Origin of the sequence: Neorhizobium sp. JUb45 (assembly GCF_004343585.1) — a bacterium.
In the GTDB taxonomy this organism is placed as follows: Bacteria; Pseudomonadota; Alphaproteobacteria; order Rhizobiales; family Rhizobiaceae; genus Neorhizobium.
This window is the reverse complement of sequence record NZ_SLYW01000013.1, coordinates 22,075-37,693: the sequence shown is the minus strand read 5'-3', so window position 1 is coordinate 37,693 and position 15,619 is coordinate 22,075. Positions and strand designations below refer to the sequence as shown.

Here is a 15,619-nt window from a genome sequence, read left to right as displayed (position 1 = left end):
AGAGCGAACGATGACAACATTCAGGGTAGCGATTGCAGGTTTCGGCGGCGTGGGGCGGGCAACGGCAAAACTGCTCCTGTCCCGGCGGGCACGATACCGCGACGTCTATGGCGCGGATGTGCGGCTCGTGGCCGTCTGCGGATCTCGTTCCGGGGCAGCGAGCACGGACGGGTTGGAAGAGGCGCAACTTGCCACGCTTGAGGATGGCTTGTCGGGTCCGGCCTTCATCGAGGACAGCGGCGCCGATATTCTGATCGAGGCGGGGCCGAGCGATTTTCACACCGGGGGGCCGGGGCTTGCCTATCTCCGGGCGTCGCTTTCGGCTGGGCGGGACACGATCGTGATCTCGAAGGGCGCTCTGGTTCATAGCGGGCGGGAACTGCGGTCGCTTGCCGAAGGCTCCGGCGCGATCCTGAAGCTCAGCGGCGCGGCGGCGGCCGCCCTGCCAACGATCGATCTGATCCAGCATAGTCTCAAGGGCTGCGAGGTGCTGGAAGTCGAGGGCATCCTCAATGCCACCACCAATTACCTGCTCGACGCGATGACGACACGTGGTGTGGGCTTCGACGAGGCCTTGCGCGAGGCGCAGCTTGGCGGTTTTGCCGAGGCCGATCCGCACAACGACACGGAAGGCTGGGATACGGCCTGCAAGCTGCTGCTCATCGCCAATTTCGGCCTCGGCGCCGACCTTGCGATGGATGATCTTACCGTCGAGGGCATCCAGTCGGTCACCGCTGAGCGGATCGAGGCATGGCGCGGGCAAGGGCTTATGCCGAAACTCGTCGGCCGCCTGTGGCGCGAGAGCGGCGCAATCCGCGCCGCGGTCGGCATCCGGACCTATCCAGCTGATAATCCGTTCGCCAATATCCGCGGCAAGGACAAGGCGATCCGCATCGTTACCGATGCGATGGGCGAAACGCTCGCGACCGGATCCGGCAAGGAACCACTGGCAACGGCAGCCGCGGCGCTGAAGGATTTGGAACATGTTCTGGCGGCGCGGAGGGGCTGAGGGGCGGTATCGCGCCGACGAGACCTGCCTGTCCGTGGAACGCACATCCTGACCATGCATTCTGCCTGTCGAGCTGAGTAAAAGCCCCACGCATTGCGGAGGAAACGCACATGAAGGCTGCGGTCTATGACAATCCCGGTCCCCCGACAGTCCTGAAATATGCCGAGGTGCCGGATCCGGTTTGCGGGCCGCAGGATGTGCTGATTGCCGTCGAGGCGATCTCGATCGAGGGCGGTGACCTGATCAATCGCCGCTCGACGCAGCAGCGATCCCGGTGGATCGTCGGTTATGCGGCGGCCGGCACCATTGTCGCGGTCGGTGACGAGGTCAGGGACCGCACGGTCGGCCAAAGGGTGACGGCATTCGACATGCAGGGATCGCATGCCGAACTCTGGGCGGCACCAGCCGCGCGCACATGGCTGGTACCCGATGGGCTGGGCATGGCCGAGGCGGCGGTGCTGCCAATCTCGTTCGGGACGGCCTATCACTGCCTTTTCACCAAGGGTGCGCTGCGAGCCGGCGAAACGGTGCTGATCCAGGCTGCCGCCGGTGGCGTTGGCCTGGCGGCGGTGCAACTGGCGCGTAGCGCAGGGGCAAACGTAATCGCCGTCGCGCGCGGACGCGAGCGGCGGGCGCGGTTGACCGGGCTTGGTGCATCTCATGTCATCGACCGCATCGAGAATGATGTCGTTGAAGAGGTGCTGCTGCTGACAGATGGCAGGGGCGTAGATCTGGTGATCGATCCAGTCGGTTCTACCTTGCAGGCCTCCCTGTCGGTTCTCGCCCCTGAAGGACGCCTCGTCTTTGTCGGCAATGTGGGCGGCGGAAGTCTTGCTGTCGATCTGTGGCAGGCGATGCAGAACAACCAGACACTGCATGGTGTGTTCATGGGCGCCCTGTTCGAGCGGCCGGCGGTACACAATACGGTCGACGACCTTCTCAAGGCCGTGCTCGAAAAACGGCTGAAGGTCGTGGTCGACCGGGTGTTTCCGTTGAAGGATGCATCGGCAGCGCATGCACATGCTGAAACCGGAAACCCATTGGGCCGCGTTGTGATGAAGCCCTGACGTTGGGATGCTGAAAACCATTCGAGGATAGGAGGGCAAGCGACATGAAACGCATTTCGTTCAGGAGCAGAGATATCGAAGTTGTCGGCAATCTACATCTGCCTCCCCGTTTCAATGAAAGCCGAGCCTATCCGGCTCTTGTACTCGTCACCCCCGGCAGCAGCGTCAAGGAGCAGATCGGCGCGATTTACGCCGAAAGGCTCGCGGCGAAGGGCTATCTCGCCCTCACATTCGATCCTTCATATCAGGGCGAAAGCGGTGGTGAGCCCAGAGATCTCGAGGACCCGGCTGCCCGCGTTGAAGATGTTCGTTGCGCCGTCGATTATCTCATGACCCTGCCTTATGTGGGCGAAGAACGCATTGGCCTTTTGGGCATCTGTGCTGGTGGTGGCTATGCCATCAATGCGGCCCTCACGGAGCGGCGGTTCAAGGCGGTTGGAACGGTCGTTGCAAACGATATCGGTGAGGCGTTGCGACGATTGCTTCCGGATTATCGCCAAACTCTGGCGGATGTCGCAGCCCAACGAACAGCGGAAGCCCGTGGCAGCACTGCGCGCCGGGATCCGTGGATACCGGACAGTTTGAAGGATGCCGAAGAAGCGAGGATCACGGATGCCGATGTGCTCGAAGCGGTCAAATTTTACCGCGAGTCGCGGTATCGTCACCCGAACTCCACGAACCGCCTGCTCTTCGTCAGCTATGGCAATATCCTGAGTTTCGACGCGTTCGGACTTGTGCCCGATCTTCTGGTGCAGCCGCTTCAGGTGATTGTCGGCGGACGTCGCGGGACGACCGGACAATATGAGGCAGGAGAGCGGCTTTATGAGCGCTCACCGTCAAGCGAGAAGCACTTCCTGGCTGTTGAAGGCGCTGGTCATTATGACATGTATTACAAGCCCGAATATGTGGGGCAGGCCGTCGAGAGTTTAGCGCAATTCTATTCAAGACACCTTGCCGAATAGGCGCACAAAACCCGCTGCCCGTGGTGAGGCATTGCCCTCCACAGAAGAGATTTCTTGCAGTCTGCCATTCATCGTGGTGGGTGACGAAACGATTGAGGACGGTGCGCTGTCGGGCATCGGTTCGCCCGATAGCCTGTGCCGATTTTGTCGTGGACCTTAGCTTTCCGGGGTGACGGCCTGACCAAAACACTCGGTCAGTATGTCGGTGAGAACACGCACTTTTCTGGTCGGATATTGTGCCGGTGGCCGGACAACATAGATACCTGCTGGCGGCGGCGGGTGGTGGGGCATGAGGGTCAAAAGAGCCCCTGAAGCAACGTATTCCTCGGTTACGCCATTGGGAACCAGTGCAATCCCCACACCGGCAACGGCGGCGGCCACGAGAGCGACGGCATTGTCAGCCTTGAAGCGGCCGCGTGGATTGACGGTCACTGTTTTCTCGCCATCCAGAAACTGCCATGTCTCCGTGCCCTGCATCAGTGCCTGATGGTTCATGAGGTCTTCCGGCCTGTCGGGAGCGCCGTGCCTGGCCACATAATCGGGGCTCGCAACCAGTCTGCCGAACAGCGGGCCGATACGCTTCGCGATCAGGTTTGAATCCTGAAGACGTCCCAGCCTTATGGCGCAATCATAGCCTTCCGAGATGAGGTCGACGAGTTGATCACTGTAACAGGTCTGGACCTGCAGCAGCGGATAGCGTTGCGCCATTGTTGCAATTACCGGCGCGAGATGGGTCGGCCCGAATGACAGAGGAGCGGAAATACGCAGGCGTCCGCTTAACTCACCTGCGGGCAGAAGGATCTCTTTGGCGCTCTCGATTTCGCCGCTGATCCTTGCCGCATAATCCCGGAATGTTGTTCCAGCCTCAGTCAGCGAGGCGCCGCGGGTGGTCCTTGCCAAAAGCTGGACGCCAAGCTCCGCCTCAAGCCGGGCCAGTCGACGGCTGACCATGGATTTCGATATGCCGAGCCGCGACGCGGCAGCCGAAACGCCGCCGGCATCTGCCACTTCGACAAATGTCCGCAAGTCTTCGGTGTCCAAGCTGGCGTTCCCTATTTTGCAACACAGCACAACATGGACGAGCACTACCGCATTGCGAGCCGGGATGACAGTCTTTGTGTGCCCGCAGCTCAGCTGTCAGCTGCTGCCTCTGGCAAATCAATCATTTTGACGAAATGACAATGGAGGATTTATTGATGACGTTCCGCAATGGCCTTGACTCGCTTCTTCGCCCGGAGGATTCGGTTCTCGTTCTGATTGACCATCAGCCCTACCAGCTCACCAATGTTAACAGCCATGATCCGCACATGGCGGTGAACAATGCCACGGGCCTCGCGAAAGCGGCCAAAGCCTTTGATGTCCCGACCGTTTTGACCAGTGTCCTCGCCGACCGTGGTGGCCTCATCTTTCCGCAGATTACGAATGTTTTTCCGGGTCAGGAAGTGATCGACCGAACCTGGGTCAATACCTGGGAAGACGAGAAAGTTGTCGATGCTGTCAAAGCCACCGGGCGCAAGCAGCTGATCATCGCGGGCCTCTTTACGGAAATCTGCGTTGCCATGCCGGCAATTCAGGCCGCCGGCGAAGGTTGGGATGTGACCGTCATTACCGATGCCTGCGGTGGTGTGTCACTCGAAGCGCATCAGGTCGCCATTCAGCGCATGATCGCGGCGGGCTGCAACATGATGACCTGGTTTGCACTCGTCGCCGAATGGCAGCGCGACTACCGTCGGACAAAGACGGCTCCCGCTCTCGTCGAACTCCTCAAGGATCATTTGGCCGGCAGCGGCATTGCCTACCTTTGGGAACAGCAGCTGTTGAATACACCCGTGCCCACCTCCAATGCCGTTGGGCACTAAACACAGGACCGGTTGACGGGCTTCCAGGAGCGCGTTTCCGCCACGTGCTCTTGCCGCGCGAACCCGTCATTCCGGTTCCAATGCCGCGCCGGCGATCTTCAGTCGTCGGCGTGGATGAACACTTATTGCGACCATCATTCAAAGGGCCATGCATGGAAATCGGTATCGACAGTTTTGCAGCCATCCTTCCGGATCCAGCCACAGGCAAACCGCCATCGGCGACCGAGCGCATGGCAGAACTGATAGAGGAGGTCGTGACCGCAGATCGCGTCGGACTCGATGTCTTCGGCATTGGAGAGCATCATCGCGGCGAGTTTCTTGATTCCGCGCCAGCGGTCATCCTGGCTGCCGCGGCGGCCCGGACCGAACGGATCAGGTTGACGAGCGCGGTCACCGTCTTGAGCGCGGCGGATCCTGTGCGGGTCTTCCAGGAATTCGCAACGCTTGACCTGATCTCGAAAGGCCGTGCAGAAATTGTCGTCGGTCGTGGTTCTTTCGTTGAAGCTTATCCCCTGTTCGGTCTCGATACGCGCGATTACGACGACCTTTTCGCCGAAAAGCTCGGCCTGTTGCTGGAGCTTGGCGAAACGACGCATGTCACCTGGAAAGGGCGGTTTCGACCGTCATTGGCGGGGCAAGGGGTCTTTCCGCGCCCGCACCAGCAGAAGCTTCCGGTCTGGATCGGGGTCGGCGGCACACCGCAATCCTTTGCCCGCGCCGGTGCACTTGGCCTGCCGCTGATGGTCGCAATCATCGGCGGAAACTTCGAACGGTTCCGTCCGCTGGTCGATCTCTATCATGAAGCCGGCCGACGCGCCGGACACGCTCCGGAGGTATTGAAGGTTGGTGTCCATGCGATGGGTTTTGTCGGCGAAAGCAATGACGCCGCCAGGGACGCCTTCTTTCCGGGATGGGCGCATCTGACAACAAATATCGGGCGCGAACGCGGCTGGTCGCCGCCGTCGCGCCAGCAGTTCGATGCCATGGCTGGGCCTGACGGCGCGTTTCTCGTCGGGGATCCGAAGACCGTTGCGGAGAAAATGCTAAAGGCGACCGAAACACTCGGCGGCATTGCCCGCATCACCTTCCAGATGAGTACGGCCTCCCTGGAAACGTCAGCGATGAAGAGATCGATCGAACTTCTGGGCACGGAAGTAGCCCCGATCGTCAAGGCAGCAGGAAACACCTAGATCCCAGGCTATCGCGCTCAATGGGGCCAGCAATGGACATCGAAGATCTGCACACGTTTGTCGAAGTCGCCGATTCCGGAGGCATTTCCTCTGCAGCGCGACGATTGCGGATTTCCAAGTCGATGGTCAGTCGGCGGCTGGCCCGGCTGGAAGCGGAACTTGGCGTCCGGCTCCTTGCCCGCTCCACCCGTGGCGGAAGTCTGACGGAGGCTGGCGTCACTTTTCGCGAATACGCCGCAAAAACCTGCAAAGAGATAGAGGTCGCTCGCAAGGCAATATTGCCGGGCGAGGAACGGCAATGGCGCACATTGGTCGCCGTGCCGAACAGCTTGAAAATTGAACATATGGTCGGGCAAGGGGGGATGCCGGAGCAGGAGGATAATATGCAGGAAATGAATCAATTGATGAAGGAAGCCGACGCGGCGCTATGGGCAGACGTAAACGAAGCGATCGATCGGGCCGTGAATGCCGCGGGGCATGAGCTTCAATCGCTTGGCCTGGTTAGAACACCGCATGACTACTTTGCAGAAGGCGTCCTTCGCCACCTTTTTCTGCGGCTATGCGGCGCCGACCCCGAAACCTATGCCGGGGGCGATCCTGAAACCGCATGGAAAATGCTTTACGTCGGCCGCAGCATCGCTCGTCGTTGGGAGAGAGAGCTTGGACGTTCTGGCGAAAATCGGAAAAGGAAGGACCGGCGGGAGGACATTGAAAAAGATGAATCCGAACGGCGGGAGTTGATACTTTCCGCGCGGAATTTTGCGCTGAAAACCGCAATCAGCATCCTGGTGGACCATGCACGTGCTTCGGATCCGCAAATCGCTGATCGAATGGAGGCGGCTGTAGAAGCGCGCCATGCGGCGCTCGAAAATGTCTCGGACACGGATCGCGAATTCACAGAGAATGCCCGCCGATACATGTCGCTTCTCACTGTCGTGCCAAGGCAATCGCGATGACGGCAGACATGAAAAAATCAGCTTCACATGAGGTAACACGATGACAGAGGAATGTCCTGTTCTCACGCCGGCACAAAGGCAGATCGCCGATATTATCGGACGTGCGGACGAAGCACTGGCGGCTGCCGTCTCCCGCGCTTTGGAAGAGGCCAGCCGTCAGGCTGCTGACGAGATGAAAGCAATTGGGCAGGAAGAAACCACTCCGCCGCCGCAATATTTTGCGAGCGTCGTTCATCAGCGCATGTATTGCCTGATATGCGGCGCGAACCCGGAGACTTTTGAAGGAGGCGATCCGGATATCGCCTACCATGTCATCCGCAACAGCCAAGGTATTGCCAAAGAATATTGGTCGGCCGATATCGAACCCTACCCACCAAGGTGACTGATGCCGCATCGCGCACGACGCATTCGCTGAAGTATAAGTCCTTAACAGCTGAGCTCAGCGGCGTTGCCAAGGGTCAGCGTTGCAGGTCGGTTACCGGAGCACTGCCGAACACGTTCTTGTACTCTCGGCTGAATTGCGATGGGCTTGCGTAGCCCACCTCATATGCCACATACGATACGTTGGTGTTTCCGGCGGCAAGAAGCTTTCGCGCCTCCAGCAAACGCATCTGGCGCTGAAAGGCGAGCGGGCTGAATCCCGTCACGTCCTTGAAGTGCCGGTGAAACGAGGTGACGCTCATGCCGGATGAGGCCGCCAAATCGGGAATGACGACGGCCTCGCGGTAATTGTTCGCAAGCCAGTCCGCTGCGGCCTTAAGCTGCTGGAACCGCCCGTTGCGCTGGTTGACCTGACTGAGCGTATCGCCCATGGAGCCTTGCAGCAGACGGTAATAAAGCTCGAATTCGTAATGCGGTGCCAGCGCGCTGATGTCGTCGGGTGTGTTTACAAGCCCGACAAGGCGTCCGAATGTTTCGCCGATCTGACCGCTCAGGTCGCCGGCCGCTACCGCACATGTCCAGCGATTGTGGCGTTTGGGCATATCGAGCATGACTCGAGTGAGCAGGTCGACATCAATATGGAGACTGACACCGACATAAGGGAGGTCGGTCTTCGCGCCTGCCAGTTGATGACTGTAGGGTAAGCCGAAGGATGAGGCAGCGCAGTTTCCCGCCAGAAGCTCGAAGCGATTGGCACCCATGGTCAACACCTTGGTGCCGCGTAAAACAGCATAGAACATGGGTTCGAACACTGCCGAGATCGGTGGCGTGTCGACCGTGCTGGTCCAGACTGTCAGGCGCGGAACCGGAGTGGGAATGCCGGTCAGCCTCCTGTCTCCACCGGTGAAGGGCGCCACGTCCTTGAGGAGGATATCTGTCGGGTTCGCAGTCTCTCTCATATCTGATCAGGTAGTGCGTTTGGAAGGATCAGGCAAGTCTTTGGGCAAATCGGGAATGTGACCTCCCGCGTGCCTCCCTACCTTCATGTTCAATGACAGAAACGGCCCGGATCATCGGCGTCGGCAGCAACAGGCTTCCGAGCGACATCAGGGTCACATCAGCTTGAAAGGGTTTGGATCATGCAGGAACTTGCAGGAAAGAGCGCGTTGGTGACAGGCGGATCGCGCGGCATCGGAGCAGCAATCGCGCGCGCACTGGCTGAAAAGGGTGCGAATGTCGCGATTACCTATGACCGGTCTGGCGACAGCGCGCGGCAACTTGTTCGGACAATCGAAGAAAGTGGAGGCAAGGCCGTGGCGATCCAGGCTGACAGTGCCGATCCGGACGCGATCAAGCGATCCGTAGACGAAGCTGTCCGCGCCTTGGGTAGCCTAGATATTCTGGTCAACAATGCCGCGATTGCGCGATACAACACCATAGCCGACTTCAATGTCGACGACTTCGACGCGCTGTTTGCGGTCAACGTGCGTGGGCCGGTGCTTGCGTCCAAGGCTGCCATTCCGCACCTCAAGGAAGGTGGTCGCATCATAACCATCGGCTCGGCGGGTGCAGACCGCAACGTGGGTGAAGGCAGCACGGTCTATTACATGACCAAAGCCGCGCTGCAGGCGTTCAACCGCGGTCTGGCGCGCGAACTGGGGCCGCGTGATATAACGGTCAATCTCGTCCAGCCGGGCTCGACGAATACCGATGCCAATCCAGAAACAAGCGAGTTTGCTGATTTCCAGCGCAGCCTGATCCCTCTTGGTCGTTTTGGCCAGCCGGAAGATGTTGCCGCTGCAGTTGCGTTCCTCGCGACGCCTGCTGCCCGGCAGATCAACGGGACGATCCTGACGGTGGACGGCGGCGCCCTTGCGTGATTGCGGTTTGATATATTGCTCGAAAGCGCGCGTGATAAAATGTGCCGCGGCTCCTTCTGCCGCGGCGGTGAATTGAGCTCACGTGTTCAACCAAAAGCATAAGGTGCGGCGGATGGTTAAGGCATGGTCGGTGGAATGGCCGGAAGGACTGTTGCCGGGCGAGGCGGACTGGGAGGAGATTGCCGGGCACCTCGTCGACGCAAGGAATGACATTCTTGTCACGAATGAAATGCCATTCGGTTTTTGGCAACCGACAAAGCGGCCTTTCGACATTGATGCTGCTCGAGAATGGGCGTCACTTCACGAGCGCGCTTTGGACAGTCTGTCGCGCCTTCCGGTCGCGGCGGTTATCTCATCGCGTCCTGTGTTGTCCGGCAATCGCTTGGTGAACGAGGGGTTCGTGCTGACGGAGGGTCGTTACGAATTCACTCACCAGAAGCACTATTTTCCATCTGAACCAGGGTGGGAGGAAGAGGCGTGGTTCGAGCTTCAGCGTCCCGGTTTTGATGTGGTCAAAGTCGCAGGGCTCACGGTCGGTGTTTTGCTTTGCACGGAACTGATGTTCGTGGAAAAAGCACGCCACCTTGGCAAGCTTGGGGCCGACCTGATCGCCGTGCCGCGAGCAACCGGCACGGATCATCGTTTATGGAAGACTGCGGCGAGCATGGCTGGCATTGCGAGCGGTGCCTGTATTGTCAGTTCCAACCGCGCCGGAAATCGCTCCGGAAGCAGTCTGGTCTTCGGAGGCGGCGGTTTCACCGTCGATGCCGACGGCTTCGAAATCGCTTCGACATCACCCGAAAATCCGGCGATCGCCTTGGAAATCGATACCGCCATTACCTCGGCCGCCAAGGGCAGGTATCCGGTCTATGTGAAAGAACCTCACCTGGCATCGTAGATGCAGTGAGATGATGGACTGCGTGTCTGTCGGCAGCCGCAACACACACATTCGGTGGTTCAGGCGGTGAGGGACCTGATTGGACGGTTTGCCGAAATACGAGTGTCGGCAGTTGTCTTTGTTATCCGGCGAAATTCGCGCGGCAATAGGCGCCGGGAGAGGTGCCGACGTGCCGCCTGAATGCCACGCTGAAGGCACTCGCCGAGCCATAGCCGACACGCCTTGCGACCTCAGCGGTTGCGACGTCGTCGCGCAGCAGCTGTTTCGCCAGCGCCATCCGCCAACTGGTCGAATATTCCATGGGGGCGACGCCAACCTCCCGGCGGAAACGCTGAAAAAAGGACGAGCGCGACATCGCGGCATCCTCGGCAAGGCTCTCCACGCTCATCGCGTGGCTGGGATCCTCGTGTATGCGACGCAATGTCGGCGCCAGTTGTGGATCGGCCATGCCGCGCAGAAGGCCGGGAGGCCCTGCGGTGCCACCGGTCGATCGCAATGCCTCGATCAACAAGACCTCGAGCAGTCTGGTCAGCACGATTTCGCGGGCAGTGCGTTCGTGCCGGGTCTCGTCGTTTATCATCTCGACCAGTCTCGACAGTCGGTCCTCGCCACGAAGATGGATGATTTGCGGCAGGAGCGACACGAGAAGGGCTTTGTCATCGGAGCCGAAGGTGCAATGTCCGACCATTGCCCGGACATCTGCAGATGCATCGGGATCGCCCAGCCGAAACACGCCGGGACTGGTTTCAAGGCGCTGTGCAGGTGTTCCGCGCGGCGGCGGGTCCAGACTGCTCATCGTGAACGAGAAAATCTCCGGGACCAGAACAAAATCGCCTGTGGTAAGCAGTATCGGCTCGCGGCCGCTGATGGTGATCAGGCAGCGACCTTCTACCAGCGCGCAATAAAACGGGCTGCCAAGCTCCTTGCGCTCGACAAGCCACGCCCCCCCGGCCGTCACCAGTTTGCATATGGATGGGCGTGGTTTCAGCAGGGAAACGACTTCAGCAATCGGATCGGTCATGTTTTGGACGAACGCTCAATGAATACGGACAAATGAATATAGATAGTCCTGAGTCAGTCGTCCATCTCTATAGGCCATTCATCAGGAGAACGAACATGCCAAAGATACTTATCACCGGCACTTCCTCCGGTTTCGGGCTTGCCACGGCGCAGGCCTTTCTCGAGGCTGGCTGGGATGTCGTCGCAACCATGCGAACCCCGCGTCCCGAACTGCTGCCGAATACCGAAAAGCTAAAAATTCTGGCGCTGGATGTAACCAGCGAAGAAAGCATAACGAAAGCTGTCGAGGCCGCGGGAGAGATCGACGCTCTGGTCAACAATGCCGGTGTCGGCATGTTGAACGTGCTGGAAGGCTCGGAGATGTCGAAGGTCCGCGATCTCTTCGAGACCAATCTCTTCGGCGCAATTGCCATGACAAAGGCGGTTCTTCCGCAGATGCGCGAACGTGGGGCGGGCGTGATCGTCAACGTCAGTTCCAGCGTGACCATTAAGCCGCTGCCGGCGCTGTCCGTCTATAGCGCCTCCAAGGCGGCATTAAACGCTTTCACCGAAAGCCTCGCGCTTGAAGCCGCTCTTTTCGGCGTGCGCGTCCGGCTCGTTTTGCCCGGCTCGGCTCCCTCAACCGCATTCGGGAAAAACGCAGTGGCGCGCATGGGAATGGATATTCCTGCCCCTTACGAAACATTCGTCCACGGCTATCTCAACAGGTTGCGTGCGGGAACCGAGGTGACGACGGCCGAAGATGTGGTCCAGGCCGTCATGCGCGCGGTAACGGATCCGGACGCGCCGATGAAAATTGCGGCAGGGGCCGATGCGCAGACCTTGTTTCGTGAAGCAGGGCAGTCGGAAAGCCAGTCAGTTGTCGGACCCTCTGGACATGAATAATCTCATCAATCTCGCCCGGCACATTCCATCGCCCGAGGCGGGGCTGACGGTGGCCTATACGCCCGTCCGCCTGCCGATGGAGGGGCGGACACCGCTTGAGCTGCGCGTTACCGCACCCGCCGTCGGTGAAAACCTGCCCATTATACTGCTGTCGCACGGTTTCGGTCCGTCCAGCTATATCCCCTCGAAGGATGGCTATGCGCCTCTCGCGCAGTTCTGGGCGGAGCGCGGTTTTGTTGTAATCCAGCCGACGCATGCCAGTTCTCGTGTCGGCGGACTGCCTGCTGACGCGGTCGGCGCGCCTTTTTTCTGGCGCGAGCGCGTGGCGGAATTGCGGGTCATTATCGATTGGATCGGCGAGGTGGAGGGGCAGGCGCCCGCCATCGCCGGCCGGCTGGATCATGCCCGGATCGCGGCTGCCGGTCATTCCTTCGGAGGGCACACGGTCGGGCTCCTTCTGGGCGTGCGCCTGAATGGGGAGGATTTTTCGGACAGCCGGATTTCGGCGGGTATTCTGCTGGCGGCTCCAGGCCGTGGTGGAAAGGACCTGACCGCAGAGAATGCAACCCGGTTTCCTTTTTTCGACGTGGATTTTTCCGGCCTGACCACCCGCAGCCTCGTCGTCTGTGGTGATGCGGATGATCCGCATTTTACCACGCGCGGCCCGCAATGGCATGCCGATGCCTTTCATGATGGGCAGGGTGCTGACGCACTGGTGATGCTGCGCGGCGTTGGACATGGGCTTGGCGGCATTGCCGGGCTGGACGCGCGCGAAACCGAAATAGAGGAGCCGGACGTTCTGGAGGCAACCAAGCGACTGACGCTTGCCTGGCTGCAGACGGCATTGGCGGTGGATGTCCATGCGTGGTCCGAGACGTGTGCTGCCCTTCGGGGTGAGGCTGCTGCGCTGGCAACCGTCATGACTCGTGCCGGCGGTTCAGTTGAACGTTGCAAATCGACAGATGCAACTTGAAGCGTCTCAATGTTTTTGTGACATGGCGCATGTGCCGACCGAACGTCCGTTCCAAGGACGGCTCTTGCCGTCTGATGACGCTCACAGTTGTCCATGCCGGAGTGCTGAGACAGTCTGCATATTGACATATCGAAAAATATCGATATATAGGGCGCATGGAATTGCTCGAGATATTCAAAGCCCTCTCAAACCAGACACGCCTTGAGATTCTGAAAGGCTTGAAAGATCCTGCGAAGAATTTTCCTCCACAGGATGAAGGTGACGTTGATGTCGTTGGGGTCTGTGTCAGCAGCATCCAGGAAGGCGTCGGGCTGTCACAGTCGACAGTGTCCGGTTATCTTGCCACCCTCCAGCGAGCCGGGCTTGTCGAAGTCCGGCGCATCGGTCAGTGGACCTACTACAAGCGGAACGAAGCAACCATCAGTGCGCTGGCCGAGATCATAGGCAAGGACCTGTGATTTTTAACTAATTATATCGAGATTTCTCGATATCCATTTTTCTCGAAGTGAGGATGTGTGATGAAAGCGATGACCCTTAAATCTTTCGGCGGCCCGGAAGCCTTCGAACTTCAGGATATGCCAAAACCCGTTGCGCAGGCCGGACAAGTTCTGGTGCGCGTCCATGCAACCTCGATCAACCCCTTGGATTACCAGGTGCGGCGTGGCGACTACCTCGATCTGGTGTCTTTGCCGGCCATTACCGGTCATGACGTTTCCGGCGTTGTCGAAGCCGTCGGTGCGGGTGTCACGACATTCTCTCCCGGAGACGAGGTCTGGTACACCCCACAGATATTCGACGGTCCGGGAAGTTATGCCGAATATCACGTCGCGAATGAATCCATCATCGCAAGGAAACCCGCCAACCTGAGCCATCTCGAAGCGGCGAGCCTGAGCCTTGTCGGCGGCACGGTATGGGAGGCGCTGGTCGGGCGTGTCGCTCTGAGGGTTGGAGAGAGCATCCTGATCCATGGCGGTGCGGGAGGTGTCGGACATGTGGCGATCCAGGTTGCGAAAGCCATCGGTGCGAAAGTGTTCACGACCATTCGCGAGGATAATTTCGACTTTGCACGGAGTATGGGGGCGGATGTCGTCATCGACTATCGGAAGCAAGATTATGTCGATGCCATCATGCGGGAAACCGGTGGTCGCGGTGTTGATGTGGTTTTCGACACGATTGGAGGAGATGCCTTGTCTCGCAGCCCACACGCACTCGCGCAACTTGGTCGTGTCGTTTCGATCGTCGATATCGCGCAGCCGCAAAACCTCATTGAAGCATGGGGCAAGAACGCAAGTTTTCACTTCGTCTTTACACGGCAGAACCGCGGCAAGCTTGATGAGTTGAGCGCATTGGTCGAGCGGGGGCAGTTGCGGCCACATGTGGGTGCAGTCTTTTCTCTCGCCGACCTTCCGCTTGCCCACGCGCTCCTCGAGAAGCCCAACAACGGTGTTCGAGGGAAGATCGCCATAACAATCGAACCGTCGGCTCATTTTGAAAATGAGACTTCCTGACCGTCGGGTTCCTTAAAGCAACGTCATGATATGCGAGATGCGCAACTCCTCGGTCGCCGGGAGTTGCGCACCAGCCGGTAAGCGCACTTGGAATTGTGGGAGCCCGATCACGGTCCGCCTATTACGACCGAGCAGTGCGGCAGTATACCGAACCCATAGATGGCTTCTCCCCTCTCGCGTAGCCTCTGGAAAGAGGCGTGCATTCACGCAAATCCTGCAGAATTTTTATGTGTTCCCACACAGGCCTCCGGTCTGAACTCTGCTTTTTCCAGTGTTCGACCGTCTGTGGCGATTGCTGTACCAGGCGAAATTTCGATCCAGCCGGTTTCATCCTCATCCAGTGGCTCGGAACACACGACAATGCCGTCGTCCTGAAGACGATAGAATAAGCTTGGAACGAAACGATCTGAAGCATAGCGAGCCGCATACACTTTCTCTCCGTCGCTCCAGCATGCCGAAAAGCGCATGTGTGGGGTGTGCCCGCCTTCCCGAGCCAGCATTTCAACCTGTCCGACGGCCTGCTCCATCGCAGCTATGGGAGCCCGATCCAATCCCAGGCCGACTGCAATCAGGAATATCGCCTCGCTGTCGGTGGCGCCATATCGCTGATCGTAACACTCCACGGGTATCATGACATCAAGCTTCTGGCGCAGTTTCAAATGCCCGCCCAACTGGCCGTTATGCATAAAGCTCCAGCGCCCCTTGCTGAACGGGTGGCAGTTATTTCGTGAAATTGCCGTCGATGTTGATGCACGCACATGTGCCAGAAACAATCTCGCCTTTGTATGGGATGCGATTTGTTTCAGGTTTTCGTCTGACCATGCAGGATGCACATCCTTGTAGACGCACGGCAGATCTCGATCTCCATACCACGCAAGACCAAAGCCATCCGCATTGAGGGATGTTTTCCCGATCAAAGCGGAACGGCTTTGGGTCACAAGGGATTGGCCGGCATTGAGTACGAAATCATCGAGAAAGCGCGGGTCTCCAATCCAGGCAAGGAAGCGGCACATCAGATGATCATCCTTATG

The 15,619-nt window shown here is 59.0% G+C and carries 17 protein-coding genes; 13 read left to right on the top strand and 4 right to left on the bottom strand.

The window, feature by feature from the left end:
* Nucleotides 1–10: 10 nt before the first annotated feature.
* The 3 genes from EDF70_RS27250 (at nucleotide 11) to EDF70_RS27240 (ending at nucleotide 3,038) form a co-directional block, all read left to right on the top strand.
* Nucleotides 11–1,009: a homoserine dehydrogenase gene (locus EDF70_RS27250; protein ID WP_132280603.1), complete on the top strand. Its 999-nt coding sequence runs from the start codon at nucleotides 11–13 to the stop codon at nucleotides 1,007–1,009.
* Between the two features lie 110 nt (nucleotides 1,010–1,119).
* Nucleotides 1,120–2,076 (top strand): zinc-binding alcohol dehydrogenase family protein, encoded by a 957-nt coding sequence (locus EDF70_RS27245; RefSeq protein ID WP_132280600.1) that lies wholly within the window; start codon nucleotides 1,120–1,122, stop codon nucleotides 2,074–2,076.
* A gap of 44 nt (nucleotides 2,077–2,120) precedes the next feature.
* The gene (locus EDF70_RS27240; protein WP_132280597.1) at nucleotides 2,121–3,038 is read left to right on the top strand and encodes an alpha/beta hydrolase; all 918 of its coding nucleotides are present in this window, start codon (nucleotides 2,121–2,123) and stop codon (nucleotides 3,036–3,038) included.
* 156 nt (nucleotides 3,039–3,194) lie between these two features.
* On the opposite strand, the gene EDF70_RS27235 is transcribed toward EDF70_RS27240, so the two are convergent.
* Entirely contained in the window at nucleotides 3,195–4,079 is an 885-nt protein-coding gene (locus EDF70_RS27235; RefSeq protein WP_132280594.1) for a LysR family transcriptional regulator, read from the bottom strand.
* A gap of 155 nt (nucleotides 4,080–4,234) precedes the next feature.
* On the opposite strand from EDF70_RS27235, the gene EDF70_RS27230 reads away from it, so the two are divergent.
* The 4 genes from EDF70_RS27230 (at nucleotide 4,235) to EDF70_RS27210 (ending at nucleotide 7,425) form a co-directional block, all read left to right on the top strand.
* Nucleotides 4,235–4,897 carry a hydrolase gene (locus EDF70_RS27230; RefSeq protein WP_132280757.1) on the top strand — a complete coding sequence of 221 codons (663 nt, stop codon included), beginning with the start codon at nucleotides 4,235–4,237 and terminating at the stop codon, nucleotides 4,895–4,897.
* Nucleotides 4,898–5,049: 152 nt separating this feature from the next.
* Entirely contained in the window at nucleotides 5,050–6,087 is a 1,038-nt protein-coding gene (locus EDF70_RS27225; RefSeq protein ID WP_132280591.1) for an LLM class flavin-dependent oxidoreductase, read from the top strand.
* A 32-nt stretch (nucleotides 6,088–6,119) separates the two neighbouring features.
* On the top strand, nucleotides 6,120–7,043 hold the full coding sequence (locus EDF70_RS30505) for a LysR family transcriptional regulator (protein WP_245519394.1): 924 nt from the start codon (nucleotides 6,120–6,122) through the stop codon (nucleotides 7,041–7,043).
* 40 nt (nucleotides 7,044–7,083) lie between these two features.
* The gene (locus EDF70_RS27210) at nucleotides 7,084–7,425 is read left to right on the top strand and encodes a hypothetical protein (protein ID WP_132280588.1); all 342 of its coding nucleotides are present in this window, start codon (nucleotides 7,084–7,086) and stop codon (nucleotides 7,423–7,425) included.
* A 76-nt stretch (nucleotides 7,426–7,501) separates the two neighbouring features.
* Here the strand turns inward: EDF70_RS27210 and EDF70_RS27205 are convergent, their stop codons facing one another.
* Complete coding sequence (locus EDF70_RS27205; protein ID WP_132280585.1) at nucleotides 7,502–8,383, bottom strand: AraC family transcriptional regulator; 882 nt, start codon at nucleotides 8,381–8,383, stop codon at nucleotides 7,502–7,504.
* Nucleotides 8,384–8,563: 180 nt separating this feature from the next.
* Here EDF70_RS27205 and EDF70_RS27200 point away from each other — a divergent pair, with 180 nt between their 5' ends.
* Both EDF70_RS27200 and EDF70_RS27195 read left to right on the top strand, forming a co-directional pair.
* The gene (locus EDF70_RS27200) at nucleotides 8,564–9,304 is read left to right on the top strand and encodes a 3-oxoacyl-ACP reductase family protein (protein ID WP_132280582.1); all 741 of its coding nucleotides are present in this window, start codon (nucleotides 8,564–8,566) and stop codon (nucleotides 9,302–9,304) included.
* Nucleotides 9,305–9,386: 82 nt separating this feature from the next.
* The gene (locus tag EDF70_RS27195) at nucleotides 9,387–10,202 is read left to right on the top strand and encodes a carbon-nitrogen hydrolase family protein (protein ID WP_245519393.1); all 816 of its coding nucleotides are present in this window, start codon (nucleotides 9,387–9,389) and stop codon (nucleotides 10,200–10,202) included.
* A 121-nt stretch (nucleotides 10,203–10,323) separates the two neighbouring features.
* Here EDF70_RS27195 and EDF70_RS27190 read toward each other — a convergent pair whose 3' ends face one another.
* Nucleotides 10,324–11,223, bottom strand: coding sequence for an AraC family transcriptional regulator (locus tag EDF70_RS27190; RefSeq protein WP_132280579.1), 900 nt, complete (start codon nucleotides 11,221–11,223; stop codon nucleotides 10,324–10,326).
* 95 nt (nucleotides 11,224–11,318) lie between these two features.
* Between EDF70_RS27190 and EDF70_RS27185 the strand changes: the two genes are divergently transcribed.
* The 4 genes from EDF70_RS27185 (at nucleotide 11,319) to EDF70_RS27170 (ending at nucleotide 14,588) form a co-directional block, all read left to right on the top strand.
* Nucleotides 11,319–12,107, top strand: coding sequence for an SDR family oxidoreductase (locus EDF70_RS27185; RefSeq protein ID WP_132280576.1), 789 nt, complete (start codon nucleotides 11,319–11,321; stop codon nucleotides 12,105–12,107).
* Nucleotides 12,100–13,080, top strand: coding sequence for a dienelactone hydrolase (locus tag EDF70_RS27180; RefSeq protein ID WP_132280573.1), 981 nt, complete (start codon nucleotides 12,100–12,102; stop codon nucleotides 13,078–13,080). Before EDF70_RS27185 ends, EDF70_RS27180 begins: the two co-directional genes overlap by 8 nt.
* Nucleotides 13,081–13,235: 155 nt before the next feature.
* Nucleotides 13,236–13,538 (top strand): metalloregulator ArsR/SmtB family transcription factor, encoded by a 303-nt coding sequence (locus EDF70_RS27175; RefSeq protein ID WP_132280570.1) that lies wholly within the window; start codon nucleotides 13,236–13,238, stop codon nucleotides 13,536–13,538.
* 60 nt (nucleotides 13,539–13,598) lie between these two features.
* Nucleotides 13,599–14,588, top strand: coding sequence for a zinc-dependent alcohol dehydrogenase family protein (locus EDF70_RS27170; protein WP_132280567.1), 990 nt, complete (start codon nucleotides 13,599–13,601; stop codon nucleotides 14,586–14,588).
* Nucleotides 14,589–14,791: 203 nt separating this feature from the next.
* Here the strand turns inward: EDF70_RS27170 and EDF70_RS27165 are convergent, their stop codons facing one another.
* Entirely contained in the window at nucleotides 14,792–15,601 is an 810-nt protein-coding gene (locus EDF70_RS27165) for a class II glutamine amidotransferase (RefSeq protein WP_132280564.1), read from the bottom strand.
* Between the last annotated feature and the right edge of the window lie 18 nt (nucleotides 15,602–15,619).

Coding starts and splice junctions, on each gene's coding strand:
- EDF70_RS30505 (WP_245519394.1), top strand. CDS start 6,120: ATGGACATCGAAGATCTGCACACGTTTGTCGAAGTCGCCGATTCCGGA.
- EDF70_RS27165 (WP_132280564.1), bottom strand. CDS start 15,601: ATGTGCCGCTTCCTTGCCTGGATTGGAGACCCGCGCTTTCTCGATGAT.
- EDF70_RS27210 (WP_132280588.1), top strand. CDS start 7,084: ATGACAGAGGAATGTCCTGTTCTCACGCCGGCACAAAGGCAGATCGCC.
- EDF70_RS27185 (WP_132280576.1), top strand. CDS start 11,319: ATGCCAAAGATACTTATCACCGGCACTTCCTCCGGTTTCGGGCTTGCC.
- EDF70_RS27245 (WP_132280600.1), top strand. CDS start 1,120: ATGAAGGCTGCGGTCTATGACAATCCCGGTCCCCCGACAGTCCTGAAA.
- EDF70_RS27230 (WP_132280757.1), top strand. CDS start 4,235: ATGACGTTCCGCAATGGCCTTGACTCGCTTCTTCGCCCGGAGGATTCG.
- EDF70_RS27190 (WP_132280579.1), bottom strand. CDS start 11,223: ATGACCGATCCGATTGCTGAAGTCGTTTCCCTGCTGAAACCACGCCCA.
- EDF70_RS27250 (WP_132280603.1), top strand. CDS start 11: ATGACAACATTCAGGGTAGCGATTGCAGGTTTCGGCGGCGTGGGGCGG.
- EDF70_RS27225 (WP_132280591.1), top strand. CDS start 5,050: ATGGAAATCGGTATCGACAGTTTTGCAGCCATCCTTCCGGATCCAGCC.
- EDF70_RS27200 (WP_132280582.1), top strand. CDS start 8,564: ATGCAGGAACTTGCAGGAAAGAGCGCGTTGGTGACAGGCGGATCGCGC.
- EDF70_RS27240 (WP_132280597.1), top strand. CDS start 2,121: ATGAAACGCATTTCGTTCAGGAGCAGAGATATCGAAGTTGTCGGCAAT.
- EDF70_RS27205 (WP_132280585.1), bottom strand. CDS start 8,383: ATGAGAGAGACTGCGAACCCGACAGATATCCTCCTCAAGGACGTGGCG.
- EDF70_RS27180 (WP_132280573.1), top strand. CDS start 12,100: ATGAATAATCTCATCAATCTCGCCCGGCACATTCCATCGCCCGAGGCG.
- EDF70_RS27175 (WP_132280570.1), top strand. CDS start 13,236: ATGGAATTGCTCGAGATATTCAAAGCCCTCTCAAACCAGACACGCCTT.
- EDF70_RS27170 (WP_132280567.1), top strand. CDS start 13,599: ATGAAAGCGATGACCCTTAAATCTTTCGGCGGCCCGGAAGCCTTCGAA.